The organism is Chryseolinea lacunae (genome assembly GCF_016735595.1).
Classification (GTDB): domain Bacteria; phylum Bacteroidota; class Bacteroidia; order Cytophagales; family Cyclobacteriaceae; genus Chryseolinea; species Chryseolinea lacunae.
On the sequence record NZ_JAERRB010000012.1, the window covers coordinates 110,243 to 135,057 of the forward strand.

Sequence of the window (24,815 nt, forward strand, 5' to 3'; positions counted from 1 at the left end):
AACGCGAAGAAGGTTTACGAACAATCAAGACGCGGGAATGAAAGAAGATCTTGATCTGATATTTTACAAAAGGGCCATCGCAGAAAAGGGAAAGCGTCCGCCGGATGGCGGACGACTTTCTTTTTCTACCAACTTAATAACCCTTATTCTGAAGGATCTTTTCTTTATTGATGAGGATCTGGCTTTGCGGTATAGGGAAAACCAGGTTGTCTGTGGTGAGTGTAGGGATGATGTTGAACAATGCCTTCTTGCTGTTCATGACGTCGATGGCACGGTTGGTGCGCACCAGATCAAACCAGCGGTGACCTTCAAAGGCAAGCTCCACTCTCCGCTCCTGCTCCACCGCCAGGCGAAACGACTCCTGGTCGGGCAGCTCGGTTGAGCTCAACGCATCAAGACCGGCGCGTGTGCGAATGGTGTTCAGGTGTGTGAAGGCATCGCCATCGGCCACATACCCCACTTCGTTGAGTGCTTCTGCATAGAGCAACAGCACGTCGGCATAACGAATCACCGGAATGTTGTTGCCGTTGTCGTTCTTCGCCGCGGGCACGTCCATGAATTTTTTCACGTAGTAGTAGGGAATGGTGGCACCGGCAGCGTTAACATAGGATGAGGCCATTGAAATGTTCTTGCGAAGGTCGTTGGCTTCGTAGGCGCTCTCCAGGTCGGTTGTGGGCGTGTTGTTGCCATCGCCACCAAAAGCGATCACGGCGTTGCCCGAGTTCTGTGGTGCAAACGAATTGGGCCAGGGATTTCCTTCGCCCAGCAAGCCCGACTTAAACTGCACATCAAAGATCGACTCCTTGTTGTTTTTGTTGCTGACCTTGAACACATCGGCATACGAAGGAAGAATTGCATAGACATTCAGATCGATCACCTCTTTCAACTTCGCTACGGCTGCGGGCGTTTTTCCTTCCGTCATATACACTTTGCCCAGGATGGCTTTGGCTGCTCCCTTGGTGGCGCGACCAATGTCGGCACCGGTATAGGAAACCGGCAGGCCCTCAGCATCGGTGAGGTCGGCTTCGATTTGGGCATACACTTCTGTCAATGGGTTTCTTCCATAGGCATAACCCTCGTCGGAGTTTGTGATCTCTTTCAGCACCAGCGGCACATCACCATAGGTGCGCACGAGGTTGAAGTAGACGAGTGCACGCAAGAACTTTGTCTCCAGAATGTAGCGACTTCTCAGCGCTTCGTCCATGGAGATTGCGCCGATGCGATTCAGAATGGTGTTGCAGCGGGCAATGGCCGCATAGCTGTCGTTCCACCGTTCCGAAATGTAGGGGTTGGTGGTTTTGATGTAGAAACGATCAAACTCATCCTGGTCGGTCACCGAGCCCGACGACACCGGTAGTGTGTTGTCGGAAGGAACGTCGCCAAACACATAGCTGTTCAGGAACACGCCGTTCTTTTGCAACGACGCATACGCCCCGTTCAACGCTGTGCGGAAGTCGTCGGCCGTGTTGTAGTACAGCGACGTAGTGGCGTTGGAGATGGGCTTCAGGTCAAGAAAACCGTCGCCACAAGAACCCAACAAGGTTCCGGCGACAATGAGGCTGGCAAGTTTTATTTTTGTCATACGAATTTCAGTTTTAGTTTACGGTCTCACGATTAAAATCCAAGGTTTACACCCACCGTGAACGTCTTCGCCAACGGGTAGGAACCATAGTCAACACCGCTGGTCAACGGATTTTCATAGCCGCTCACCTCTGGATTGTAGCCCAGGTATTTCGACCACGTGTGCAGGTTTTGGGTGGACACGTAGATGCGAGCACGTTGCACATGTAGCTTCTCCACCAGCGACGAAGGCAGCTGATAGCCCAGGCTGATGTTTTGAATGCGCAGATACGATCCGTCTTCTACCCAACGCGACGACACAGCGCTGTTGTTGCCCGTGGTGCGCTCGTTGGCGCGGGGCGTCACCCCGTCGCCGGGCTGATCTACCGAACGCCAGCGGTTCGCTACGATGGCCAGGTTGTTGGCACTGCCTTCTTCGTTGTCAAAGAAACGGCGGCTCAGGTTCAGGATCTTGTTGCCATACACACCTTGCAGCGCGATGTTGAGATCAAAGCCCTTAAATGTAAACGTGTTGGTGAATCCGAAAATGAACTTCGGCTGGTTGTTGCCAATCAGGGTGCGGTCGTCGGCAGTGATCTTGCCGTCGCGGTTGATGTCTTCATACTTCACGTCGCCAGGATGCGACGTGGTGTTGGGATCGTTGGGCAGGTAAGCTGTGATTTCTTCCTTTGTCTGAAAGATGCCCAGCTGTTTGTAGCCAAAGAAGTTTCCGATGGGCTGGCCAATCATCGTGATGTTTGTGCCGCCAATGCCGCTGTCGCTATAGATCGGATCGCCTGTGGGCCCGAGTGCCAGCACTTTGTTCCGGTTAAACGAAATGTTTCCGTTCGTGGTCCAGGTTAATGCACCCGTGAGGTTGTGTGTGGTGAGGCCAAACTCCCAACCCTTGTTTTCCATTTCACCGATGTTCTTCACCGCTGTGGTGAAGCCGGTCACCGACGGAACGTTCACCGACAACAATAAACCGTTGGTGTTACGATGGTAGTAGTCTACGGTTAAGAAGATGCGATCCTGAAACAACCCGATGTCAACACCGGCGTCAAGTTGCCGGCTCTTCTCCCAACCCAGGTTGGAATTGCCCAGCGACGACGGCGCAAGACCCGAGGCCAGCGTGTTGTTGTAGCTGTAGTTGTCTGACGCGAGCGACGCCACATACGGATACGAGCTGGTGAACGCGTTGTTGCCCGACAAGCCATAGCTCACGCGAAGTTTTGCTTCCGACAACGCGGTGATGCTTTTCATAAACGACTCTTCCGACAAACGCCATCCCAACGAACCCGCGGGGAATGTTCCCCACCGATTGTTCTGTCCGAAAATAGAGGAACCGTCGCGACGCACCGACACGTTGGCCAGATACTTTCCGCGGTAGCTGTAGTTGACGCGCGCAAAGTAGGACGCCACGGCATTGGCCGATTGGTTCGAGGTGGCCGTGCTGGGTGTTCCTGCATTCAACGTCTGCACAATGTCATTGGCAAAGTTGATGGAGGTCGAGCTGCTGTAGTCATATTGATAGCGATAGGCTTCCATACCGACCAACGCGTCCACCAGGTGGGCATCGTTAAACGTTTTGGTGTAGCTTACCACTTGGTTCACAAGCCAGTTGATGCTCTGATCGGACGTGGCCGTGCCTTGTGCCGCGGTGGGCGGAAGCTGCTGATTCAACGGCATCTTCGACGTGCGGAAAGCATTGCGCCGGTTGCCAATAAAATTCACGTTGCCCGAAACACGATACTTGAAATTGTTCAGGAACTTGTATTCTGCATACGCATTGGCCAGCACCGTGGTGGTGGCATACTTGCTGTTGTATTCTTTGATGTTGGCAATGGGGTTGGTGATGCCGGGCCAGTTATAGGCCGCCGCCAACTCTGTTTGCGACGAGTAGGTTACGCCGTCTGCTGCATAGATCGGTGCCATAGGCACAGCCGACAACGCCGCGTTAATGATGCCGTTGTTCGCCCAGTGACCATCGGAGTTCACCTCCTGTTGCACTTTGTAAGACGGGTTGATGTTCACGCCCACCTTCAGTTTCGACGTCACGTTGATGTCGAGGTTGGCGCGCAGGGTGTAGCGATCGAGTGATGATTTTTCGATGATGCCGTCCTGTTTCAAATAGCCGCCGCTCACCGAGAACTGCGCTTTGTCTGTGCCGCCGGAAACGCCGAGCTGGTAATTGCTCATGGCCGCGCTTCTGAAAATGTCGTCCTGAAAATTATGGCTGGGAAGAGCCGCTACCTTTGCCGGATCGTCAAAGTTGAACCAGTCATACAAATCGCCACGCGGATAGCGATAGCGCAGGTAAGATGCGGGACGCACGCTGTTCGGGTCGTTGATGTTTGCGCCCGGCACGTTGTCGAGATAAGCGTTGTTCGAGCCGTCTTTCGAGAACTCGGCAAACTGTTGTGCGTTCAGCACCTGCAATTTTTTCGTGATCTGCTGCACACCTGCATAGGCGTCGAAGGTCACATTCACTGCGCCCGATTTGCCACGCTTGGTCGAAACCAGCAACACGCCGTTCGCACCACGCGATCCATAGATGGCCGTGGCCGATGCATCTTTCAACACATCGATGCTTTCGATGTCGCTGGCGTTCAGCAACGAGAATATAGTGGAGCTCACAATGTTTCCGTCAAGCACAATCAACGGGCTGGTGCCGGCGCTGATCGAGCCAAAGCCTCTCACCTTAATGGCGGGCGTGCTGCCGGGCGAGCCGGAAGTTTGCTGCACTACCACACCCGGAACTTTTCCCTGCAAAGCCACGGCCGCGTTCGACACGGGCATGTCTTTCAAATCTTTGCTGGGCGACACCGACGCTATAGACGACGTCACATCGTTCCGGTTCTGCGTGCCATACCCCACCACTACTACTTCGCTCAACGACGTAACATCGGGCTGAAGCTGGATGGCGAACGTGCTCTGCGAACCCACGGCCACTTCCTGCGGCACATAACCGATGAATGTGAAAACGAGGGTAGCATTGTCGTCCAGAACGCTGAGCGTGAACTTGCCGTTGCTGTCGGTGGTGGTGCCTTGCGACGAGCCTTTCACCAACACGTTCACACCGGGGAGCGGCTGCGAGGTTTCATCTGTAACGGTGCCGCTAACAATTTTCTCCACCACTGCCTGGGTAGACGAATAGTAGTTGCCCGTGAGCGAGGCCACCGTGTCGTGAATGTCGGCAGAATTGTCTAGCGGGCTGGCGACGCCACGCGTTTGCGACTGGCGTTCGTCTTTGGGGAGAATGAGGTATGTTTTGTCGTCAACTTTCTTATACGCCAAATTCAGGGATTTCAACACCCGCTCCAATGCGTGCTCCAGTTTTTCTTTCTTTTCGGGGGTGAATTTCTCGTGAAGCGCGAGGTCTTTCACAAGGCTGTTGTCGTAGTTGAAGGTGACCTGGTAGGTCGATTCGATGGCAAACAGCGCTTCCTGCAACGAGTAGTTTCCGTTTCCGGTAAACACCTGTTCGCCGCGTGTCTTCTGCTTGGCAGCCGTGTTCATCGCGTATTGCTGCGTGGCCGCCAAAACTCCCGGCGGAAACAAAGCAATGATCACCAACAGCCATGTTGCGGACTGTAAAATGTTTTTCATAGATTTGAGGTTAGTTTAAACTTGGTTTTAAATTATCTCCCGGTGCAGCGCTTCATGGCCGTGATGACTGCCCGGGATTTTCTTTACGCTCTTTTATATAAATCGTTTTTCCGTGTTGATCGATCGAAAGGCCGAACACTTCCGACAGGTTCTTCAGAAACCCGTCGATGTCGTCGGATGATGCCGCGCCCGTGAACTCCTTCTTTTGTATTTCCACATTTTGAAACTCCACCATGTAGCCAAAGTTGTCTTCCAGCTGCAAGGCTATTTCTTCCAGTGGCAATGCCCGGAACACAAGCTTGTTGCTTTTCCACGACACATAGTCTCCGGCGTTCACCGACTTCATTTTGATGTCGCGGCTTGACTCCGAAACATCGGCCAGGTCGCCGGGCTTCATCACCACTACATCATGAGACGTACTCAACTGCACTTTCCCCTCTTCCAACACCACTCTTGTTTTTCCACGGCGGCTGTTCACATTAAATTTTGTTCCCAGCACCTCCACGGCAAGCTCGTCGGTGTGCACCAGAAACTTGGCGTTGTTGTGTTCGTGCACCACGGCAAAAAAAGCTTCGCCATCGAGCCACACTTCGCGCGACTGTGAGGTGAAGTAGAATGGTTTATAGTGAATGGAAGAATTTCCATTGAGGGTGATCTTGCTTTGATCGGGCAGGAAAAGCGTTCGCGATTCGCCATAGGCGGTTGTAATGACCACCGAACGGTTGATGTGATAGAACACCGCCGCCGACAACATCAACAACACGGAAACTGACGCCGCCGCATAGAACCACCGTCGCGTGTGCGGTTTGCTGAGCGGTTCGGGCATGGGCACCACGCCGTGTGTCTTATGTATATGTTTGCTGATGTTGGCCCACCCGGCAATGAAGGCATTGTCGTCCATGGCCTTCTCCTTAATTTCCAGGGAGAGCACAATGTGCCGCGCTTTTTTGATAAGCTCCTTCTGATGAGGATTCTTCGACAACCAGGCCGTCCAAAACGTGTTCGACGACTCGTCGGGAGCCTTCACCCACTGGATGAAATATTCATCGGTTGCAAAATCCTCAACGTCAAACTTGGAGTAGTCCATCCTTCGGAACGGTTTTAATGGTTCGGTATCGAAATCGATTGTTAACAGTAAGACAGGAGACGCCCCGGAGTTTTCCCGAAGAAGTTCAAGAAATATTTTCAGACGGGTTTCGGATGGGCGTTTTTAGAGAATATTGCATTTTAATTCATTCAATCGTTTGTTTTAGTCAGCAGATTTCTCAAAATTTCCCAGCCTATTCAACTGGTCATGTTTCATGAGGTCAATAAAAACCAACGTCGACGCTATCCCTGCCCTACCCTCGGGCGAGGCAGAATTGTGGCTCGGTGTGAAGCATGGCGACGAAAAAGCTCTGAGCTATTTCTACACACACTACTATAAAAGACTCTTCAACTACGGCTCGCGCTTTGTGTCAGACCGTGTCATTGCCGAAGATGCCATCCAGGAAATCTTCATCGACTTCTGGAACAAACGCGGCACCCTCCACGAGGTGCGCAACACCCAACAGTTTCTCTACACGTGCCTGCGAAACAAAATCGCCAGCAAACTCTCCGCCTTCTCCAACCGAATCCAGCCCGACGAAAACTTCGTGCGTTTCGAACTGGAGCTGTCACACAAGTCGCACTACCTCAACGAACAGATCGACAAAGACATTAAACAACGCCTCATCGATCTCATCTCGTCGCTCCCGTCGAAAGAGAAAGAAGCTATCTTCCTTATCTACTTCGACGGCCTGTCGTATGCCGAAACCGCCGCCATCATGTCGCTGAAGGTAAAGACAGTCTACAACCTTGTTCACATGGCCATCGGCAAACTGAAGGGCAATCGCGAAACGCTGACAAACTCCTTGCTGAGCCTGGCCTTCTAGCCTACGGCCATTTCGTATTGTTTTACTTTATTTATCAAAGAACATGTCGAAGCCTACATTAACACCCAACCAGATCCAGCAATTTCACACCGACGGCTATGTGCTTGTGAAAGCATTCTGCAGTCCGAAAGAAATAGACCGTCTCTATTCCGTGGCATTGCAGGACGACGCCATGCGCAAAAACGCGCTCGACCTAAACGACCAGTCCGGAAAAAAAACAAAGCTGTCGCTCTGGTTCAAACCCGGCAACGACGTGTTTGGCTACCTCACCCGCAGCGAACGCATGGTGAGCGGCGCAAGCCAACTGCTCGACAGCAACGCACCCGTATGCCATTTCCATTCCAAGCTCATGCAGAAAGAACCGCGCGTAGGCGGTGCGTGGGAGTGGCACCAGGACTATGGTTATTGGTATAAGAATCAATTCATGTTTCCCGACCAATTGCTCAGCGTGATGATTGCCCTCACCAAAGCCAACAAAGAAAACGGATGCCTGCAGGTGATCAAAGGCTCTCACAAGCTGGGCCGCGTGAACCACGGCTTTTCGGGCGAACAAGTTGGCGCCGACATGGTGATGGTGAACAACGCCCTTCAAACTATGGAGCTTGTCTATTGCGAAATAGAACCCGGCGACGCCCTCTTCTTCCACAGCAACTTGCTGCACCGCTCCGAAGCCAACCTCTCCGATGCCCCGCGATGGTCGCTCATCTCCTGCTACAGCTCCCAATCCAACCTCGCCTACAACGAAACCTCCACCTCCTGGCACACCCCCGTAGACGTAGTGCCCGACGAAGCCGTGCTGGAATGGGAAGCCGAGTCGCTATCGAACGCCGACTTCCTGAAGAAAGAAAATGATCCGGCATTGAAAGAGACGGGCTGGGAAGCCGATGTGAAGTCGTGAACACCACGCTGCGAATGCAAGGAGATATTGCGCGCAATGAATTCCCGTGCCCTCACCCAACCGAGAATTGCCCAATAACGAATGCGCTACACCAAACACACCCGCGACCGTCATAATAACTGCCAATTCTGACATTTGAACGCCAAAGCTTACACTTCAACAGCCCTGCCTGAAGGGAAGAAACTCGGTTTCTGTCCTCTTCAGCAGCCTCCCCTTGCTCACCAAGCATCCTAAATCAAAGAAAAACTTGCAATGACGGGTTTACCCTTTGTCTACTCGACTGGCTTCTAGCCCGGCCGTTAGCTTTGTGTATAAACTTAAACATAATGCAGATGAGTACTTTTTCATGGAGGTCTTTCGCCTTCCTTTGTATTTTCGGTTTCGTCGTGGTTGCCATGGGCTGTCGCGACGACGATCCGGCTCCCGCTCCCGTTGTGGATGTGGCTGATTTTGAAGTCGCCATTGACGAGCTGCCTGAATCAGGAACTGTTTTGGGAACGTTAGACGCTACTACTGATAAAGGAACACTGGCTTTCCAACTGCTCTCCGAAAGCGTGATCGGTTCATTTGCCGTTAACGCCACCACGGGCTCGCTAACCGTGTTGGATGGCACCAAGTTTGACTTTTCGAAAAACACGGCCATCACGGCTGTGGTGGTCGTGAAGAACGACAACGTTGAATCGAAAATCAACGTGAAGGTAAACATCCAGAAGATCGCGCTCGACGTCACGCCGTTCGAAATCACCATCGATGAAAACCCCAAAGCAGAAACGGCATTGGGAACACTGAAGGCTACCACCAGCAAAGGAACGCTGAGCTACACATTGCAATCGGAAAGCGTGACCGGTGCGTTTGCTGTGAACAGCACAACAGGCGTGCTCTCGGTTTTGAATAGCAGTCTTTTTGACTTTGAGAAAAACGAAACGTTAACCGCCGTAATAACCGTATCGAACGGCAAAAAGCAAGCGGCCCTTAATGTGAAAGTGAACCTCCAAAAAATAATCTGGACAGGCGAAGACCTGGTGTTTACCAAAGCCAGCGGCGCAGACTGGACACAAGCCGAGAATTACGACAAGATCTCGGACAAAGTTATCTTCACCCGCCAGACCAGCGGACCAATCTACAACTACCAATGGTGGCTTGATACGTTTGACGGTGATGCCACCTTCGACGACCTGAACGACGATTTCTGGGATGGCACCAGCTCCACAAGAGAGTTCACACGCCAAGGTGGAACAAACGGTGTGCGTTGGGCAATCCTCGACGACACCGGATCAAGCACCGATGCCTGGAGCGAGTTCAACTTGTATGGAACCCTGGGCGATCCCGCACACTTCTACAGCTTCCACAACATTGCTAGTATGATCACACAACTTGAACAGAATTCAGCAGTGACCGGCGCAGTAGATAATTTCTCCGTCACAGACGGCGTGAATGAATCATCCGGAACCGATATGCCCGGTCTTGTCGGCAAAAAACTTGGTGTGTGGTTGGTAGAAGAAGACATCTATTTCACCCTCACCTTCAATACCTGGGGCTCAGGCAAAAGCAACAACACGATCTCCTACACACGGTCTACGAAAGACTAGTAGCCGCGTCGCATAAATGTTAAGGCTGCAAGGCCACAAAAAAGGGGCTGCCTCAAACGGGCAGTCCCTTCCTTTTTCAAGCACATGTAAAACACCATGGCTACTTCCCCAGTGCCACCGCTTCACTTTGCTCCTGTGTTCGTGGCCAGTCATCGCGGATGAGGAAACGAATTCCCTCGTGCGCAAAAGTCTCCATCAGCTTTATGTTGACCTCTTGTTGAATATCCATGTACTTCAGGTAGTCGGCTACGGTAACAAAATACACCACTTCATAGCCAATGCCATAGTCCGTTAATTTTGCGAGGTGTGCACGATCGAAACGCACGTCGTCGGCACTTTCGATGATGGATTTGATGATGCCGGGAATTTCGCGAAGCTTGTCCGTTGGTGTTTCATACACCACGTTTATAGTGAACTGCACGCGCCGGCTTTCCTGGCGTTTAAAGTTGTGCACGCGCGATTTGGTGAGGTCGCTGTTGGCGATGATGATCTGCTCGCCGGTGAGGCTTCGCAGCCGTGTGGTCTTCACGCCTATGTATTCGATGGTGCCGTTCTTGTCGTCTACGTTGATGGCGTCGCCCACTTCGAAAGGTTTATCGAAAAAGATCACGAAATAGTTGAACAAGTCGCCAATGATATTTTGCGCGGCCAACGCCACGGCTATGCCACCAATGCCCACGCCGGTGAGAATGGTAGACACATCGTAGCCCAGGTTTTGAAACAGGAACAATCCGCCCAGTATCCAGACCACAATGTTGATGATCATCATGAGTCCTCCCACCTGCAGCACTTTGGTTTCGCCGTTTTCCTGTTTGCGGATATAGGAAGTGAGAATGATGTGGATGCTGGTGGATATGAAGCGCAGAACAAAAAATGCGATCACCACCGCGGTGGCTACTTCCAGCACGCGTTCGGCTTTCAGCGAAAGCTCAAGGGTTTTGATTCCCCAATACACCAGTAGAAAACCCAGCATGGGCAGCACAAAACGTTCTACGCCTTTCACTACCTCATCGTCTACTTTCGACGGACTTTGCGCCACCCATTTCTCTACCTTCGAAAGAATGAAGCGTTTAAAAATGCGCAGCAGAAACAAGCCCAACACCGCAATGCCCAGGGCGATGAGATAGGCCTGCACCGTGTTGCCCCAATACTGTCGGGCTAAAATCGATTCAGAAGATTCCATAGGTATGCTATAGTTTCTTTCGATAGCCATAAATAGTGTGCCTCAATTTTCAAACAACGGAATGATCTGATGAGCAAGAAGTTCGTTTGCACGTGTGTACAATGCCTACAGGCAATCGGGTAGATAAATCCACACGTTGCCTTTAATAAGCGCGTTCCCTTCAAATCCCGCATAGTACTCGAAACGAGAGACTATGCTACGACGGAAATGCCATTCTTTGCCGCCCGTAAATAATTATGACATGACAATCGTCGGGTTCCACCCGACGATTTAGAATCGCCACATGTTTTCATTGCGCCACGCTCACATTTCTTATTCGCATTAACGTTCATGGCGCACAGTGCGCATCACCTGATGCAACGTGCTCTTCGCGCGCCAGAACATTTCAAATATCGATGTCGTTTGTGCGTGGCGCGAATGTACGTGAAATGCAATTTCAATCGTTGGGTGGAACCCGACGATTGTCAGCAGATCGTTTTCTTTCGCGAGGAATAATATACTCGTCAGGTGGAACCCGACGGTTGTTAGCAGATCGTTTTTATTTCGTGAGCGAATAGTTCAAGCCCAGCATCACGGTGGAAACGTGCGGGGTGTTGGAATCACTATAGAGCGACGTGATGCCGCGGCTTGCCGAGAGGTCAATGCCAAGGCGATGTCCAATGAAATAGGTGGCCTCCAGGGTGCCCGACACCTGCGCTTTCTGGTATGCGCCCTTGTCGGTGTCTTTGTAGGTCTCAAAAGTTTGCGTAGCGAAGTCATAGCGATTCTTGTTTTCACTGGCGTGCGCCAGCAGCCCGAATGTTGCACCGGCCCGTGCCACAAGCTTGCCATCAAAAAAAGACAGACCGGCCAGCACAGGCACCTGCGCATAGAGCTGCGTCACCTTGCCATCGCCGGCGGCCATTAACGCGACGGGACGTGGCGTTGCAACATTTGTTTCCCAATTGCCCATCACGATGCTGCCCATGGGACTACCCGCCGTCACGGTGGTCAGTTGTTCAATGCCCACCGGAAAGTTCTCAAGCGTAGCGAAGCGCTGGTAGCGAATCCACGAAGCCGTTAGCCCTGTGCTGATAAAAAAACGCGACGACAGTGGGATATCGGTTTTCATTCCTGCCTGAAACCCCGCGCGGCCTTCATACCGTTCGTGAAGGACAGCCTCTATGGAATAGGCGGAGAAACCTGTGCTCTGGGGAATTGCTACGGCGATCGTCACATCTTTCGACATCGAAGAAACGTGGCTTAGATTGGCCCCTGCCCCAAACATGAAACGGGTTTGCGCCGAACACCAGAACGACGACAGCACAAAAACGGAGAGTAGAATTTTCTTCATAGACGTTTGAACCTTGGATTACAAAAACTTGCTATAACGAATTTACTGTTTTACACGACTCCACAAATACCCCGATGCGCTTTTTTATTCTACCGTAGCATCAAACGCGCTGTTCAAAATTTTGCCTTCGTGCTTCATTTGAATCCAGATCCGGTAGTTGCCGGGCGATGGAAAGCTATAGGGAAACGACACCACGGTGTGCCCGGCGTGGGTGGTGTCGCTTTCGTGCTGCATGCCGCCGCCAAACAGGGTGTTGCGTTCGGCTTCGGTCATGGCTTCCAGTCGCGTCAGCTCACGGTCCACGCTGTCGCGGAACACTTTTGGCGGCGGCATTTTGTCGACGTTTACAGGGCCGTGTTCGGTGGAAAAACGTTTCAGCATGGTTTGCTGCGAGGCCATGGAATAGCTGCCCACAGGGTGCAGGTGAATGTATACGCTGCCATCGTCTTTCATCACCACGGCGTGGCCCATCATGCCGAGGTAGGGTTCGAGCGTTGCGGGCTTGCCGGTTGTGTCCTGCACCTCAAACTTTAACGAATAGAGGCTTCGCGACAGCAGCCGCTCGGTAGGATTGTGTTGCCAAGTTACCGTGAGCGCATCGCCCAGGGGCACGCGCACGCCGGGCTTGCCACAGATCACTTCGTTGGCGGGCAGGGGTGTGCTGGTCTTTCGCGCGTCTATGGCGTTGGTGAAGAAATAAGTATTATCTGGGTCGGACGGCACCGAGTCGCGCAAGGCCACTGTCACGGCCTGCTGTTCGGGGATGTCGAGCGTGTCGGGAATGGTTTCTGAAAATCCGCTGACGCGGGTCACGTCGGCAAACACAAGATATTGGCCCGGTGGCAACGGCGGAAGCGGGGCCACGAACGTGACCGAGTCGCGTCGTTTAGGATGCAGGTGCGCAAAGACATCGAGTGTGTTGGCCTTCACCAAAAACAAATGCATGAGCTTGCCGTGGTCGGGAATGATGTAGCTGATGTTGCGTGTGAAGCGCAGGTTTGTGAGTTTGGTCGTGTCGACCGCAAAGACCAGCAGCTTTTCTGCGCCTTCGGTCTCCACCCGGGTCACGGCGTTGAAGGGTTTGAACATGTAGCGTTCGTAAGTCGTTGCCCAGCCATCCCACCACGCCTTGCCGCCCCAAAGCATCAGGAGCAGCAACACGGTTCCCGCAAGGGCGCCCACTCTTCGCTTCCGGCGTATAGCCATCACCGATGGATCGTCGGGCCGCAACAAACCATCGCTCACACTCACGCTGATGATGGTGACCATGAGCACCACCAGCAACGTGGCCAGGGCTGCCAGGGACCAACCCAGCGAACCGTCCATTTTCTTTTGGGTGGTCGACACGGCCATGACGGGAATGATCACGTCGCCCGAGCCAGCCTTGCCTTTAATTTCCACGGCAATGCCCGAGGTGCCCACATCCATGAGCCAGATCACGCCACGGTAGTGACCGGGTTCGCCGGGCACGGGTAGCATTTCGTCGGCCTGGGGCGTTCCATCTGCGCCGGCAAACCAGTATACCGGTTTTGCCAGCACGGTGTTGACGCCCGAAGCATTGGTGAAGATATCGACCGTGGCCGTGCCGGGTATGACATCGGGTGGGTTTATGAGGGCCATCACCGGAAATTGTCCTGCACTTCCCTCGAAGCTGACACCCGGACTACCCACGTGCGCAAACGCCCCTATGGGCAAACATATCGTCAGAATCAAAACAGCCAGGCGTGTCTTCATAGCACGATGTGCCCTAACGTTGGTTGCCATCATCGTACAATCCGTTTTAACCACCCTCCCCAACCCAACCCTGCACGCGACGAGAGCACCGCCAGCACAAACGCGATGGCGATACCTTTCACCAGTTCCAGGCCCGACGAGACCATGTGGGGGCGAAAGAAGTAGCGGTATTCCCAGTTGGGATCGGCTCCAAAATACCATTTTGAAGTGCCAAAGAACCAGTGCCCGTGCGATGCCATCAGCAAGGTGGCAAAGGGCCATTGAAATAATATAAACACAAACAGAAACACAGCGCCGCACACCACGGCCTGCACCCAACGGTGTGACCAGGGCGAACGGTGCACCACCAAATCGATAGCCACCGCCGGCAGCAGAATGAGCAAAGGAAAATCAAACGGCTGAAACGACGTGATGGGGTTCAGCACGGGCCCAAGACGCGGCGTGGCCGGAAAGAGCGGCAGAATCCACACCATGAGCATCAGCAAAACCGAATAGACCGCCGATGCCTGCGTGGCTCCCCACCTGGAACGCGACGACACTGAAAACGAAACCAGCAACAACGGGAACAACCCGCTCGCCACTTCATAGAACACCACATTATGCATTTCGTGACGCCCCAGATATTCGGACGCCATCGTGTAGATCATGGCCAGAATAAAGCCCGACGACAGCGCCTGCAACAACGTGAACCGCCGTTGCACGTTCGGCGTCAATTCGGCAGCGTCCAGGTTCTGATAGGCTACCACACTCACGATGGCGCCCAGCTGTATGGTGATCATGCCCAACAACAAAACCGTATGCGGCGGCGAAAGAATGGTAACGTCCAGCCCATAGGTGTTGTGCCACCAGTCGTCGAACGGCGCCGAGGTGAGCATAGCCAGAGCGCCCCAGATGCAAAACAGGTTGCCCAGCGATCCATAGAATATGCCCCAGAACTTCACACTGCGTTCGCGGCCCGCACCGGCCTTAAAGGTGAGCGCGAGCACGCGATAGCCGGAAAACAACCCGGCCACTACACCGCCCAGATAGATGGCTAGATGGGGCGCCGAAAACAAACCGTCGCGCCCAATGCTGATGTGCCACGAGATGTCCCAGATCAGGCCCACCATGATGCTGAGCGAAGCGAGAACGGTTACATACAAATAGAGGGGAACAGCTTTGGCGTTGTGTTCGGCAGGCGCCGGCCATGAAAGAGCATCCATAGTCATAGAGGGTTACAACCAAAGATAGTTTTTAAATCGGGAGTTGAAAACAGTCTGGTGTAGTTTACGCCTCACGTGCCGGTAGGTCTGACGTTTCTTTCTTCTGAAACCGGACCGTCACAAAAGCTCCGGCCAATGCACTGACGGCATTGACTGAAAAGAACAACATGGAAAATGCGACCGCTTTATTTTGCTCGATCGAGAGGTAGCGCGCCGCCAAAACAAAAACCAGCTCGCGCACCCCAATGCCGCCCAGTGTGACGGGCGCAATGGTGGCCAGCGAGGAAACAAAAAACACCGCGACATACACCCCCATTTCGCCGGGCGCAACGTGCATGCCGGCAAACAACAGGAGCGCCGCCACTCCCTGCAGGCTTTGGATGGTCAGCGCAAGGCCATTCCCCCACCCGGCCAACGCCGCATACTCCGGCGCCAGCCATCGCGTGGCGCCATAGAACACCGGAAACACCAGCACCGTGGCCACGCCCACCAAGAGCTTTACCAACGGGAGGGCATCCAACGCCGGCAGCAACACCACCAGCAACAACGACAAAAACAACAAGGCCACGGCACCGCTCACACGATCCCACAACACGGCCTTAAAAACGTTTCGCCACGAAATGCCCAGCGCCTTCGAAATGATCACAATCTTATAGCCATCGCCGCCAATGCCCCCGGGCAGGAAGAGGTTATAGAACATGCCCTTGTAATAGAGCAACAGGTTTTCGCGCGTGGTGATGTGCGCTCCTGAGGCGTGAAAAAATTTATGAAGACGCCAGGCACCGGCCACCTTCGACACGTTGTAGAGCAAAAACGAGCCGACCAAAAACAACACGGGCACCTGCTCCAACCACACAACCAGCAAGGCCATGTCGACCTGGCGCGCCACCCAAAACAACGCGAGCGCAGACAGCCCGATCTTAATGAACAACTTCCAGTTCAAGCTCCGGTCGTTTAGTGAAGATCTCGCGGATGGAGTATGTTTTTTTATGCTGCGATTCGTAGTAGACGCGCATGATGAGTTCGGCAATGAGTCCGAACGTGAGAAACTGAATGCCCGCCAGCACCAGCGTGATGCCGAGGATGAGAATGGGACGACCCCATATTTCGTGGCCCAACATTTTCAATACCAGCAAATACAAACTGATGGACGACCCGATGAAAAAACAACCAATGCCCAACGGCCCGAAGAAGTGAATGGGACGCCGGAAATACTTTTTGAAAAACACCATCAGCAACAGGTCGCTCATCACCTTAAACGTGCGACCTAGTCCATACTTCGACACACCGAATTTACGCGGGTGGTGTTTCACGTCCACGTCGGTGATTTTGCCGCCTTCCATCACGGCCAGGATGGGAATGAAACGATGCAACTCGCCATAGAGGCCGAGGCGTTTGGCGGTTTCGCTGCGAAACACTTTCAGGGTGCAGCCGTAGTCGCGAATGGTGACGCCTGTCAGGTTTCGGATGAGGCGGTTGGCAATCTTGCTGGGAATTTTCCGGAGCAGTGTTCCGTCTTTGCGATCGCGGCGATTGCCGGCCACAACATCCCACCCTTCGGCCTTCAACTTCTCGAGCATGAAAGGAATGTCGGCAGGATCGTTTTGCAAATCGCCATCCATCGTCACAACATAATCGCCACACGCCTCAGCAATGCCCGACGCCATGGCGGCCGTTTGCCCGTAGTTGCTGTTGAGAATGACCAGCTTCACGCGATGATCGGCATGAAGTTTCACCTGCTTCACCGTGTGATCGGTCGACCCATCGTCGACAAGAATCACTTCGTAGGCATAGGCGCGAAGGGCCACGCGAAGGCCTTCGAGCAGCGGCCTGATATTCTGCTCCTCGTTAAACAGGGTGATAACAATCGACAGTTCCATACGCACCACAAAGGAACTTCACGACGGGCGAATAGCGATTAAATTCCGGTTATGATAAAATTATTTTAATTCATATTTCCATAACCAAAACTAAGGGTCTGCTTTCTAGTTTCGCACATATACTTTCCTGCGTGAACATGAACCGTTTCCTGATTTTGCTGGTGCTGAGTGTGGTCGTCTATTTCGTGAACCTCGGCGGCACTTCCATCTACATTCTTGACGAAGCCAAGAACGCCGGCTGCGCAAGCGAAATGCTGGCGCGACACGACCCCATTGTGCCCACCTTTAACGGCGCACTGCGCACAGACAAACCACCGTTGCACTATTATTTTATGATGACGGCCTATGCCGTGTTCGGTGTCAACGCTTTTGCTGCGCGGTTCTTTTCGGCCGTGGCCGGCATCGTGCTGGTGATGATGATGTATGTTTACGTGAAACGTTTGCGCAACGAAAGCGCGGCCTTTTTCTCGGCACTGGTGCTGCTCAGTTCGTTGCAGCTCGCCGTGCAATTTCACCTGGCGGTTCCTGATCCCTACCTCATTGTGTGCATTGCGTTTTGCCTGCTTTCGTTCTACACCGGGTTTCATCATGCACCGCGTCACATCCTTTGGGTCTATGTGGCCGCAGGCCTTGCCTTTCTGGCGAAGGGGCTCGTAGCCGTGGTGTTGCCAGGTGTCATCATTCTTGTTTACCTGCTCTCGACACGGCAGCTGACCGGCGCATGTCTGCGAAAGCTTAACCTGCTTTTCGGAATACTTATTTTCTGCGCTATTGCCCTGCCGTGGTATGCGGCCGTGGGCGTAGCAACACAGGGTGAATGGCTACGCGAATTCTTTGTCGGCCACAACCTGGAACGCTACACGTCGACCATGGAAGGGCATGGTGGGTTTCCGTTGGCACCCTTTGTTATTTTGCTTGTGGGCATGTTGCCGTTTTCAGTTTTTATAGTCCAGAGCGCGACATTGGCTGTGCGTGAGAAAAAGGAAAATTCCTTTCTGTGGTTTTGCCTCATCACCGGTGTTGTCTTTGCCACCTTCTTTTCGTTCTCGCGCACGCTTCTCCCGAGCTACCCCGCTCCTGCCCTTCCCTTTGTTGCCATTTTGCTGGGTGCCTTCCTGGAAAGGTTTGTTCATCACAACACGTTTTCTTCTATCAAAATAAAAATAGCGCTTGTGGTTCAGTCGTGTCTTGGTGTGCTCATTGCGCTTGGCGGGTGTGTGGCCTTGCTGCACGAGAAAGAGTTGAATGACCTGCTTCCCGTTCTTTGGATATTTCTGCCGCTTCCCATCGGTTCGCTGGTGGGATGGTATGCCTATCGTCAACACAAAAATCACCACCTGGTCTATGCGTGGGCTGGCTCGTGGATGTTGGTGGGTGTCCTGTTTTTCGCGGTGGCCAACCCGGCGTTGGATCAGAAGAATCCTGTAGCGCAATCTTTGCCGCTGCTTCGTTCTACTTATGGCGACCGAAAGGTGGTGGCCTATCACCTCTTCAATCCTTCCTACGTCTTCAACCTGCAGCGTGTCGTAGACGTGATTGACTCACCCGTTGAACTTCACGATCGTATAAAAAACGGGCAAAAGATCGTGGTGCTCACGCGTGCAGAATACCTTCACGAACTTCCCACAACGTCGCCCTTTCGGGTGGTATTTCGTCAGCGCGATTTGTTTGAAAGTTCAGAAACAATTTTGCTGGCTAACTAAACTTCGGCTTGGGACCCGAGCTTTTCACTTTATCTTTCAGGCGGCCCTGCATCCACTGCGGCTTGTTCATGTTTTCAAAAATATGAAATGACCCGGCGGCGGCCAGCGTGCCCACAAGCGCACCGCACGCCACATCGGTCACAAAATGTTGCAGCAGGTAAACACGCGACAAGGCCACCAGCAACGACACTATTACCAACACCAGTGTCAGATATTTCTGGCGCATGCAAAGGGCCACAAACACACAGAGGCCAAAGATGGTGACCGTGTGTCCTGAGGGAAATGAATACAATGTGTGAACTTCCACGCCCGGCACAAAGTGCACGTCGTTCGCATCGAGAAAAGCCATGGGGCGTTTGGCCATTGGAAACAGGAAACGTTTCAGCAGTGTCACCACAACACCCTGCACGCCGGCATTCACCGCCAGCGCCAGGGCCACATAAATCTTCTGAAAGATCAGCAACGCCACAAACACGGGCACCAGCAACACGCCTTCGCCCAACTGCGTGAGCCCCGTGAAGAAACGATCGGCCACAGGCGAATGCCACCCGTTTATCCACGTCACCGCCTCCAACGGCGGCATCGCGATGCTCAACAACGCGAGCGCCAACAATGTCAAACCAAAACTCCGGTACGTGAACGTGAGATGTGTCTTATCTTTTTCCGACATACAAACAAATTGATATGTCAAAAATAAAGCGCGCGAAAGACCTGAACGTTAATGATGCGTAAAGCAGATTTTAAAAAACATCGTGCTGATTTTTCTCCACACGATCACACCGTCTTCGCATTTCGCAATGGATTGAAGTCGCTGTGTTTTAACTTCTACCGCATGATCCGTTGCCGGGCAACAAGAAAAACTTGCGATCGCCGGTCATATTAAATTTGCTCTTTGTGCTAACGAAACCATAACCACGGCATAACAGCCTGCGGGCAACAACGTGAACGAGGCCGAAAACAAAAACGCCGGAACAAAAATTGTTCCGGCGCTATCCGTCAATCACCGTCCAGCCTAAGGCCGGCGGGTGCAGCGGGGGCTTAGGCGACATTCAATTTAGCCTTCTTCACATCCTTCGCTTTCTTCTCGCCCTTGTCCTTCTTTCTCTTGTCTGTTTTTGCGGCAGCCTTTGTTGCTTTCTTCGCTTTGTCGATCTCCTTCGTGATTTGCTTCTTCAGCTTTTTGGCTTCCTTCTTTGCATCGTCTTTAATTTGCTTCGTCACTTTTTTCGAAACAGTTTCTACGAGCTTCTTTGTCTTCTTAGAGGGGGAAACCACTTCCAACTTCTGCAAGGCTTGCTGCAGGGAGTCCGATACGGAACTGCGGATTTCCTTTTTGGTGATTTTTTTCATGCGTTACGTCATTGATAGGTTATTGTTTTTCAAAGCTACAGTATGTTATTTGAATGTTACCCATGTTAACAAAAACTTAATATTCACTCTTTGTAAACATAAGTTTCCTATGACGCAACCCTGGCGTTGCCCGCACAACACCTTCATCCGTAAGGGATTATACCATTAGCCGTTGAATGAACGATTGTGGGGGTCAGAAAACACGATAGCCCACCCGAAGCCCGATAACCGGACGAAATTCGGCACGGTCGTTCTCGCGGGGCGCAAACAAATGATCGGTGTCGTTGCTGAAATATTTAACATCACCCTCCCCCACAGGAAGCCCCACATCGGTATAAGTGATGTTGCGATAGGCCACACCAAGGTTGAGATCGAAGAAAAATTTCTGATTATAGTTCCAGCCCGGAAAGAGCAATATACCAACCTTCAAGCCGCCACCTTCATTGTGGTGCACGACACGATATTGCACGTACTGAAAATAATCACAATCACCGCTGGAGCAACCAAAGCCTGCAACTTTCGAGCGATCGAAGGTGATGCGGGCATAATAAAACTCCCCGGCCAGATAGAACGGAATTTTGGATGGCGACTGTGGCAGATAATAACGAACCTCGCCAATGCCGCGAAATCCCTGGCGGTTGCTGTAGTCGTCTGAATCATAGTTCCTGAAATTAAATACCCATCCTGCATCATACTGCACCGTAACATTCTTCCACACTTTCACCTCGGCCGCCACTTGCAGCGAAGGAAAGAAATAGACAAGGTGTGCGGGACTCCACTTCACGGCAAATCGCGGTGCTTCAATACGGCCACTTTGCGCGAAGGTGTTTTGGAAAACACCCAGCATAAAAATAAGCAGACAGGCTGCGCGATGTGTTTTCATTTTGCTACCGGAATAAGGCTTAACTTCTTCATTGCATTTTTATCGGTGTAGTCGTATTGTGCCACACCATCGTTGCCCGTGAGAATGAGTGTGCCGTGATTGGGAATGACGTCGTAGGCATGATAGTCAGGATAATGTTTGATGATCTTTGCGTTGAGCGGTTCAGACACGTCCAGCAGCGTGAGGCCATGGTCGCCTTCACACACAAACAGCAACCCGCCATCGATGCCCAATCCATAGGGCTCCGTGAGCGCATAACTTCCCACCACCGACACGTGCATCGGATCTTTTATGTTGACAACGTCCAACTGGTTTGCACCGCTGGGTCGGCAACCACTGGAGCGCAGCGTGACATAGGCCATCGTGTCCTGCACCACCACCGGGTCGCACGACACAAAGTGAGCATAGGATGTGTAATAAACAGGATTGGCCGGATTGGTGATATCGAAGGCCACCATGCCGTCATTCTTTCCAATAAACACACGTTGTCCCGTGGCATAAATGGTTTCGGCACCCGAACCCAGATCCACTTCGTTGATTTTTTCGAGCGCACCATCGTCCATAAATTGGTAGACCTTCATCGTGGCGTCTTCCACGGCATAGAGGTGTGTTTCCGTGACGGCAAAGCGCGCAAGCGAACCGCCCCTGCCAGTGAGGGTGTTGGCGGTGGGTCCGCCGGAATCATCGCAGGCAAAAACCGCCAGCACCATCATCAATAGAATATAGAATTTGGTTTTCATTAGCGGAAACATTTAGGATCTTTCAATGTGCTCAACTCCCAGCCCACCACAACACCCTTCAAACTGTCGACACATTCGAAGTAGCGACCGTTGCCCGGCGGCACGCGCTGTGCCCACAAATTCTGACGCACCCGGCTTAGCTCGCGGATGTTATGCCAGTCGGCAACATTCAGGGCAACAAGGTCGGCCAGGTGATCGGCATAGAGCACCTGGTTGCGCACGGCAACTTCTGTGTTGCCAGCCATACGTAGAAACCCAAGTGCTACCGGATGCGACGGGTCGGCGTTGTTGAACACATGAATGCCTTCATACTTTTCGTTGATGAGCAGGTAGTTCGACACCACATAGATCTTGCCGGGGTGCACCAACGCGCGTGGACTTTGAAACACGATGGACGCATCGTCGCGCGAAGCATAAACGGGCCGATAGCCTTCCACTTCTCCGACCGGAAATTCGGGCACAAAGGGTGGCTCACGATAGCAGCCAGGAAAGAAAAGAACCGTGAGCAATACCAGAACAGACAGCACTAACTTTTTCATGACACAAGAAGGTTGCAAAGACGGGAAGAATAAGGGGCGTGCACATCGGGTCTATTCATTTCACACATCAACAGCGTGCCACGCCCTGAACATGGACACCGTTTGCCTGCTAAACGTTGGAATGACTTTCAAAATAAAATCATGTAGAAAGAAAGTTCTGCGCATCACCATTCCGTCTATGAAACAGACTTTACATTAAAGCCGTGCCCGGATAAGCTTCACGGTGATGGGCACCAGCAACATGGTGAATGCGAAGCCAATGGCAAGACCAAACCGGGCTTCTATGAGGATGGCAATGCAGGCGAATACAAAAAGCAGTCCTATGAAAACGATAATCTTCAATATCATGAGTCGTAACAGCAGTCCAAAGTCAACAATCAACAACAAATCAAATTTAACGGATCAGGGAAAACGTGTGAAGGCCTTGCAGGGAATGAAGTCGCCCCATAGCAAAGGTTGTTTTGTGCCAGCGCAGCGAGAGCATCAAGGCCGCGGGGGTCATCTCATCGATGTGCACCACCACGCCATCGTGCCGTTGCAACGTTTGACGCGAGGCGTCGGCAAAGCACCACGTGCCACGCGCAGGCCACACATCGCCACCACCCGACGACAGAAATTTTTCGTCGGAAAACATAAGCCGAAAATCGCCATAGAGGGCAGTCTGGTCTACACCGTCAACCGTAACAGCATCCACAACCCATGGGGTGTACGCCATCAGTGACTTCACAACAGCACGCGGCGCACCAGCGTTTTTTACAACGGCGGCCGGCAAAACAAAATCGGTGACGATCAGCGTGGATGGCATAGTGTTTTGGTGTTTGATTCTGAGGCTGAAAATCGGCAAATCGTATTACTCGATCATTACCGGCATATTATAAAACGTTTTGCTTTGTCTCGCCCGAAGCTCATGTTCACTCATAACATTCCGGTAAACCTAAGGAAACATCGCGGTTATACTTTTACGTCTCATCCCAGCACCTCGTGAACTTCAGGCCATTCGAAGCGATAGTTATCCTCTGTCTCACCCTGTTGACCATCCCCATGGTCAATGCCCAACCGCAACCCGAAGGCAGCACCACCGGCGTTGACGACTTGTGCCGCAAGGCCGAACAGAAATTGTTCACACATCCCGACTCGGCATTTGTGCTTGCGCAGGACGCCCTGCGAACGGCAGAACGCGAACACTACGCCATGGGCATCGCCAACAGCCATCGCATTGTTGGCGAAATCTTTTATCACCAGGGATTTTATTATGAAGCCCTCAATCATCTTCAAAAGGCAGAGACCTTCTTCGAGAGCGAAAACCGCGAAACACAGCGGGCACAAAACCTCAACCAGCTGGGCCTTGTCTATTATAATATAAGACAACCCGACGTGGCCCTGGCCCGGCACCGCGAAGCCCTGAAAATTTATGAAGACACCAAAGACCTCAGCGGCATGGCCTATACCTATGGCTGCCTCGGGCGGCTCTATGAAAAAAAACAACGCTACCCCGAAGCACTCGACTTCCAGCACAAAGCCCTGGCCCACTACGAAAAGGTGAACGACATCCGCGGCACATCCACCATCCTCGAAAACATCGGCAGCATCTATGAAGACCTCGAAAAGTTCGACACGGCCAGCCACTACTTTCAACGTTCGCTCCACCTTAATGAATTGACCCGCGACAGTCTGTCTATGATTGTGAACCTGAACAACCTGGCCGACGTCTATCGCAAAACAGGAAAGAACGAACCTGCCATCACATACTCCACCCAAGCCCTGAAACTTGCCCGCCGCCTCAACGACAAATATCAGGTCACCAGCGCCTACAAAGACCTGAGCAAAGTCTATAGCCAGGCGGGCTTGTATGAAGAGGCCTACCAAAGCCTGGAAAAAGGCCGCACACTCTATGAGGAAATTTACGGCGAAGAAACACGTCGTCAGGTGGCGCTGCTTCAGACCTTGTTTGAACTGGAACGCAAAAACGGAGAGATACAGGTGCTGGAAAGCGACCGTCAGCTCAACTCCGTCACAAAAGTATCGCTCATCGCGGGCATCGTGTTGCTCGCGTTGTTGGCCGCGGCCATCATCAGCCGGCAACGGCTCAAGATCCGGCAAGACAAAGAAGTGATCGAACGCAAGGAGTCGCAACAGAAACTGATGCAGGCCGAACTCGAAAACGCCCACCTGCACGAACGCCAGTTGCAGCATGAACTGGAAAACAAATCGAAATCGCTCACAGCTCACACGCTGCACATCATCAGCAAAAACAAGATGATGGAAGACATTCGCGCCAAGCTGCACGACACGCTACAGGAAGAAGCCAAAGAACAGCGCAAAAAAATCACAAACCTCGTGAAGCTCATCGACCACAACTTTGTGCAGGACAAAGACTGGGACGACTTCCGCAGCATCTTCGAACAGGTGCACCAGAACTTCTTCGAGCAGCTCCAAAAGATTTCGTCCGACATCACAGCTTCCGACGCGCGTCTTGCGGCTTTGATCCGGCTCAACCTGCCATCGAAAGACATCGCCACCATTTTGGGAATTTCTCCCGACAGCCTGCGCATCTCGCGTTACCGTCTCCGGAAAAAACTGAAGCTCAACGCCGGCGACAGCCTCACCAATTTCATTCTCGGCATTTAATGATCAACCAAACCCTGCATTTTCGGTGTCGATGTTCGCGGACATAAACGGGCGTGCCGGGGTAGCGTTGT

The 24,815-nt window shown here is 52.5% G+C and carries 21 protein-coding genes; 5 read left to right on the forward strand and 16 right to left on the reverse strand.

Going from position 1 to position 24,815, the window contains the following annotated elements; translation table 11 throughout:
• Positions 1-133: 133 nt before the first annotated feature.
• From JI741_RS25970 to JI741_RS25980, 3 genes are read right to left on the reverse strand one after another with little or no spacing between them, the layout of a single operon-like run.
• Positions 134-1,582, reverse strand: coding sequence for a RagB/SusD family nutrient uptake outer membrane protein (locus JI741_RS25970; RefSeq protein WP_202014530.1), 1,449 nt, complete (start codon positions 1,580-1,582; stop codon positions 134-136).
• Between the two features lie 32 nt (positions 1,583-1,614).
• Positions 1,615-5,169, reverse strand: coding sequence for a SusC/RagA family TonB-linked outer membrane protein (locus JI741_RS25975; protein ID WP_236676279.1), 3,555 nt, complete (start codon positions 5,167-5,169; stop codon positions 1,615-1,617).
• A 52-nt stretch (positions 5,170-5,221) separates the two neighbouring features.
• Positions 5,222-6,256 carry a FecR family protein gene (locus JI741_RS25980; protein WP_202014532.1) on the reverse strand — a complete coding sequence of 345 codons (1,035 nt, stop codon included), beginning with the start codon at positions 6,254-6,256 and terminating at the stop codon, positions 5,222-5,224.
• Positions 6,257-6,470: 214 nt separating this feature from the next.
• On the opposite strand from JI741_RS25980, the gene JI741_RS25985 reads away from it, so the two are divergent.
• The 3 genes from JI741_RS25985 to JI741_RS25995 all read left to right on the forward strand — a co-directional run bounded on the left by JI741_RS25985 (position 6,471) and on the right by JI741_RS25995 (position 9,569).
• Positions 6,471-7,082: an RNA polymerase sigma factor gene (locus tag JI741_RS25985; protein WP_202014534.1), complete on the forward strand. Its 612-nt coding sequence runs from the start codon at positions 6,471-6,473 to the stop codon at positions 7,080-7,082.
• A 43-nt stretch (positions 7,083-7,125) separates the two neighbouring features.
• Positions 7,126-7,980, forward strand: a complete 855-nt coding sequence (locus tag JI741_RS25990) for a phytanoyl-CoA dioxygenase family protein (protein WP_202014536.1) — start codon at positions 7,126-7,128, stop codon at positions 7,978-7,980.
• 332 nt (positions 7,981-8,312) lie between these two features.
• Positions 8,313-9,569: a cadherin repeat domain-containing protein gene (locus JI741_RS25995; RefSeq protein ID WP_202014538.1), complete on the forward strand. Its 1,257-nt coding sequence runs from the start codon at positions 8,313-8,315 to the stop codon at positions 9,567-9,569.
• A gap of 100 nt (positions 9,570-9,669) precedes the next feature.
• Here JI741_RS25995 and JI741_RS26000 read toward each other — a convergent pair whose 3' ends face one another.
• From JI741_RS26000 to JI741_RS26025, 6 genes are all read right to left on the reverse strand, one after another.
• Entirely contained in the window at positions 9,670-10,782 is a 1,113-nt protein-coding gene (locus JI741_RS26000) for a mechanosensitive ion channel family protein (RefSeq protein WP_202014540.1), read from the reverse strand.
• Between the two features lie 508 nt (positions 10,783-11,290).
• A complete protein-coding gene (locus JI741_RS26005) occupies positions 11,291-12,085 on the reverse strand; it encodes an outer membrane beta-barrel protein (RefSeq protein WP_202014542.1) in 795 nt (264 codons plus the stop codon).
• Between the two features lie 84 nt (positions 12,086-12,169).
• The gene (locus tag JI741_RS26010; RefSeq protein WP_202014544.1) at positions 12,170-13,819 is read right to left on the reverse strand and encodes a DUF8832 domain-containing protein; all 1,650 of its coding nucleotides are present in this window, start codon (positions 13,817-13,819) and stop codon (positions 12,170-12,172) included.
• A gap of 29 nt (positions 13,820-13,848) precedes the next feature.
• Positions 13,849-15,021 (reverse strand): hypothetical protein, encoded by a 1,173-nt coding sequence (locus tag JI741_RS26015; protein WP_202014546.1) that lies wholly within the window; start codon positions 15,019-15,021, stop codon positions 13,849-13,851.
• A gap of 64 nt (positions 15,022-15,085) precedes the next feature.
• Positions 15,086-15,964 (reverse strand): lysylphosphatidylglycerol synthase transmembrane domain-containing protein, encoded by an 879-nt coding sequence (locus tag JI741_RS26020; RefSeq protein ID WP_202014548.1) that lies wholly within the window; start codon positions 15,962-15,964, stop codon positions 15,086-15,088.
• Entirely contained in the window at positions 15,942-16,901 is a 960-nt protein-coding gene (locus tag JI741_RS26025) for a glycosyltransferase family 2 protein (RefSeq protein WP_202014550.1), read from the reverse strand. Before JI741_RS26025 ends, JI741_RS26020 begins: the two co-directional genes overlap by 23 nt.
• A 137-nt stretch (positions 16,902-17,038) precedes the next feature.
• On the opposite strand from JI741_RS26025, the gene JI741_RS26030 reads away from it, so the two are divergent.
• On the forward strand, positions 17,039-18,604 hold the full coding sequence (locus JI741_RS26030; protein WP_202014552.1) for an ArnT family glycosyltransferase: 1,566 nt from the start codon (positions 17,039-17,041) through the stop codon (positions 18,602-18,604).
• On the opposite strand, the gene JI741_RS26035 is transcribed toward JI741_RS26030, so the two are convergent.
• The 7 genes from JI741_RS26035 to JI741_RS26065 form a co-directional block, all read right to left on the reverse strand.
• Positions 18,597-19,274, reverse strand: a complete 678-nt coding sequence (locus JI741_RS26035; RefSeq protein WP_202014554.1) for a phosphatase PAP2 family protein — start codon at positions 19,272-19,274, stop codon at positions 18,597-18,599. The two genes, JI741_RS26030 and JI741_RS26035, sit on opposite strands and share 8 nt — an antisense overlap.
• A 368-nt stretch (positions 19,275-19,642) precedes the next feature.
• Positions 19,643-19,954, reverse strand: a complete 312-nt coding sequence (locus tag JI741_RS26040; protein ID WP_202014556.1) for a hypothetical protein — start codon at positions 19,952-19,954, stop codon at positions 19,643-19,645.
• A 193-nt stretch (positions 19,955-20,147) separates the two neighbouring features.
• Positions 20,148-20,837, reverse strand: coding sequence for a hypothetical protein (locus JI741_RS26045; protein WP_202014558.1), 690 nt, complete (start codon positions 20,835-20,837; stop codon positions 20,148-20,150).
• The gene (locus JI741_RS26050) at positions 20,834-21,577 is read right to left on the reverse strand and encodes an LVIVD repeat-containing protein (RefSeq protein WP_202014560.1); all 744 of its coding nucleotides are present in this window, start codon (positions 21,575-21,577) and stop codon (positions 20,834-20,836) included. The genes JI741_RS26045 and JI741_RS26050 overlap by 4 nt, the downstream gene beginning before the upstream one ends.
• Positions 21,577-22,116: an LVIVD repeat-containing protein gene (locus JI741_RS26055; protein ID WP_202014562.1), complete on the reverse strand. Its 540-nt coding sequence runs from the start codon at positions 22,114-22,116 to the stop codon at positions 21,577-21,579. The genes JI741_RS26050 and JI741_RS26055 overlap by 1 nt, the downstream gene beginning before the upstream one ends.
• Positions 22,117-22,311: 195 nt before the next feature.
• On the reverse strand, positions 22,312-22,464 hold the full coding sequence (locus tag JI741_RS26060) for a hypothetical protein (protein ID WP_202014564.1): 153 nt from the start codon (positions 22,462-22,464) through the stop codon (positions 22,312-22,314).
• A 46-nt stretch (positions 22,465-22,510) separates the two neighbouring features.
• Positions 22,511-22,921 (reverse strand): hypothetical protein, encoded by a 411-nt coding sequence (locus JI741_RS26065; RefSeq protein WP_202014566.1) that lies wholly within the window; start codon positions 22,919-22,921, stop codon positions 22,511-22,513.
• 176 nt (positions 22,922-23,097) lie between these two features.
• Here JI741_RS26065 and JI741_RS26070 point away from each other — a divergent pair, with 176 nt between their 5' ends.
• Positions 23,098-24,744: a tetratricopeptide repeat protein gene (locus tag JI741_RS26070; RefSeq protein ID WP_202014568.1), complete on the forward strand. Its 1,647-nt coding sequence runs from the start codon at positions 23,098-23,100 to the stop codon at positions 24,742-24,744.
• Positions 24,745-24,815: the final 71 nt, after the last annotated feature.

Excerpts from the sequence above, each read along its gene's own strand:
- JI741_RS25970 (WP_202014530.1), bottom strand. The coding sequence starts at position 1,582 with ATGACAAAAATAAAACTTGCCAGCCTCATTGTCGCCGGAACCTTGTTG.
- JI741_RS25975 (WP_236676279.1), bottom strand. The coding sequence starts at position 5,169 with ATGAAAAACATTTTACAGTCCGCAACATGGCTGTTGGTGATCATTGCT.
- JI741_RS25980 (WP_202014532.1), bottom strand. The coding sequence starts at position 6,256 with ATGGACTACTCCAAGTTTGACGTTGAGGATTTTGCAACCGATGAATAT.
- JI741_RS25985 (WP_202014534.1), top strand. The coding sequence starts at position 6,471 with ATGAGGTCAATAAAAACCAACGTCGACGCTATCCCTGCCCTACCCTCG.
- JI741_RS25990 (WP_202014536.1), top strand. The coding sequence starts at position 7,126 with ATGTCGAAGCCTACATTAACACCCAACCAGATCCAGCAATTTCACACC.
- JI741_RS25995 (WP_202014538.1), top strand. The coding sequence starts at position 8,313 with ATGAGTACTTTTTCATGGAGGTCTTTCGCCTTCCTTTGTATTTTCGGT.
- JI741_RS26000 (WP_202014540.1), bottom strand. The coding sequence starts at position 10,782 with ATGGCTATCGAAAGAAACTATAGCATACCTATGGAATCTTCTGAATCG.
- JI741_RS26005 (WP_202014542.1), bottom strand. The coding sequence starts at position 12,085 with ATGAAGAAAATTCTACTCTCCGTTTTTGTGCTGTCGTCGTTCTGGTGT.
- JI741_RS26010 (WP_202014544.1), bottom strand. The coding sequence starts at position 13,819 with ATGAAGACACGCCTGGCTGTTTTGATTCTGACGATATGTTTGCCCATA.
- JI741_RS26015 (WP_202014546.1), bottom strand. The coding sequence starts at position 15,021 with ATGGATGCTCTTTCATGGCCGGCGCCTGCCGAACACAACGCCAAAGCT.
- JI741_RS26025 (WP_202014550.1), bottom strand. The coding sequence starts at position 16,901 with ATGGAACTGTCGATTGTTATCACCCTGTTTAACGAGGAGCAGAATATC.
- JI741_RS26030 (WP_202014552.1), top strand. The coding sequence starts at position 17,039 with ATGAACCGTTTCCTGATTTTGCTGGTGCTGAGTGTGGTCGTCTATTTC.
- JI741_RS26035 (WP_202014554.1), bottom strand. The coding sequence starts at position 19,274 with ATGTCGGAAAAAGATAAGACACATCTCACGTTCACGTACCGGAGTTTT.
- JI741_RS26040 (WP_202014556.1), bottom strand. The coding sequence starts at position 19,954 with ATGAAAAAAATCACCAAAAAGGAAATCCGCAGTTCCGTATCGGACTCC.
- JI741_RS26045 (WP_202014558.1), bottom strand. The coding sequence starts at position 20,837 with ATGAAAACACATCGCGCAGCCTGTCTGCTTATTTTTATGCTGGGTGTT.
- JI741_RS26050 (WP_202014560.1), bottom strand. The coding sequence starts at position 21,577 with ATGAAAACCAAATTCTATATTCTATTGATGATGGTGCTGGCGGTTTTT.
- JI741_RS26055 (WP_202014562.1), bottom strand. The coding sequence starts at position 22,116 with ATGAAAAAGTTAGTGCTGTCTGTTCTGGTATTGCTCACGGTTCTTTTC.
- JI741_RS26060 (WP_202014564.1), bottom strand. The coding sequence starts at position 22,464 with ATGATATTGAAGATTATCGTTTTCATAGGACTGCTTTTTGTATTCGCC.
- JI741_RS26065 (WP_202014566.1), bottom strand. The coding sequence starts at position 22,921 with ATGCCATCCACGCTGATCGTCACCGATTTTGTTTTGCCGGCCGCCGTT.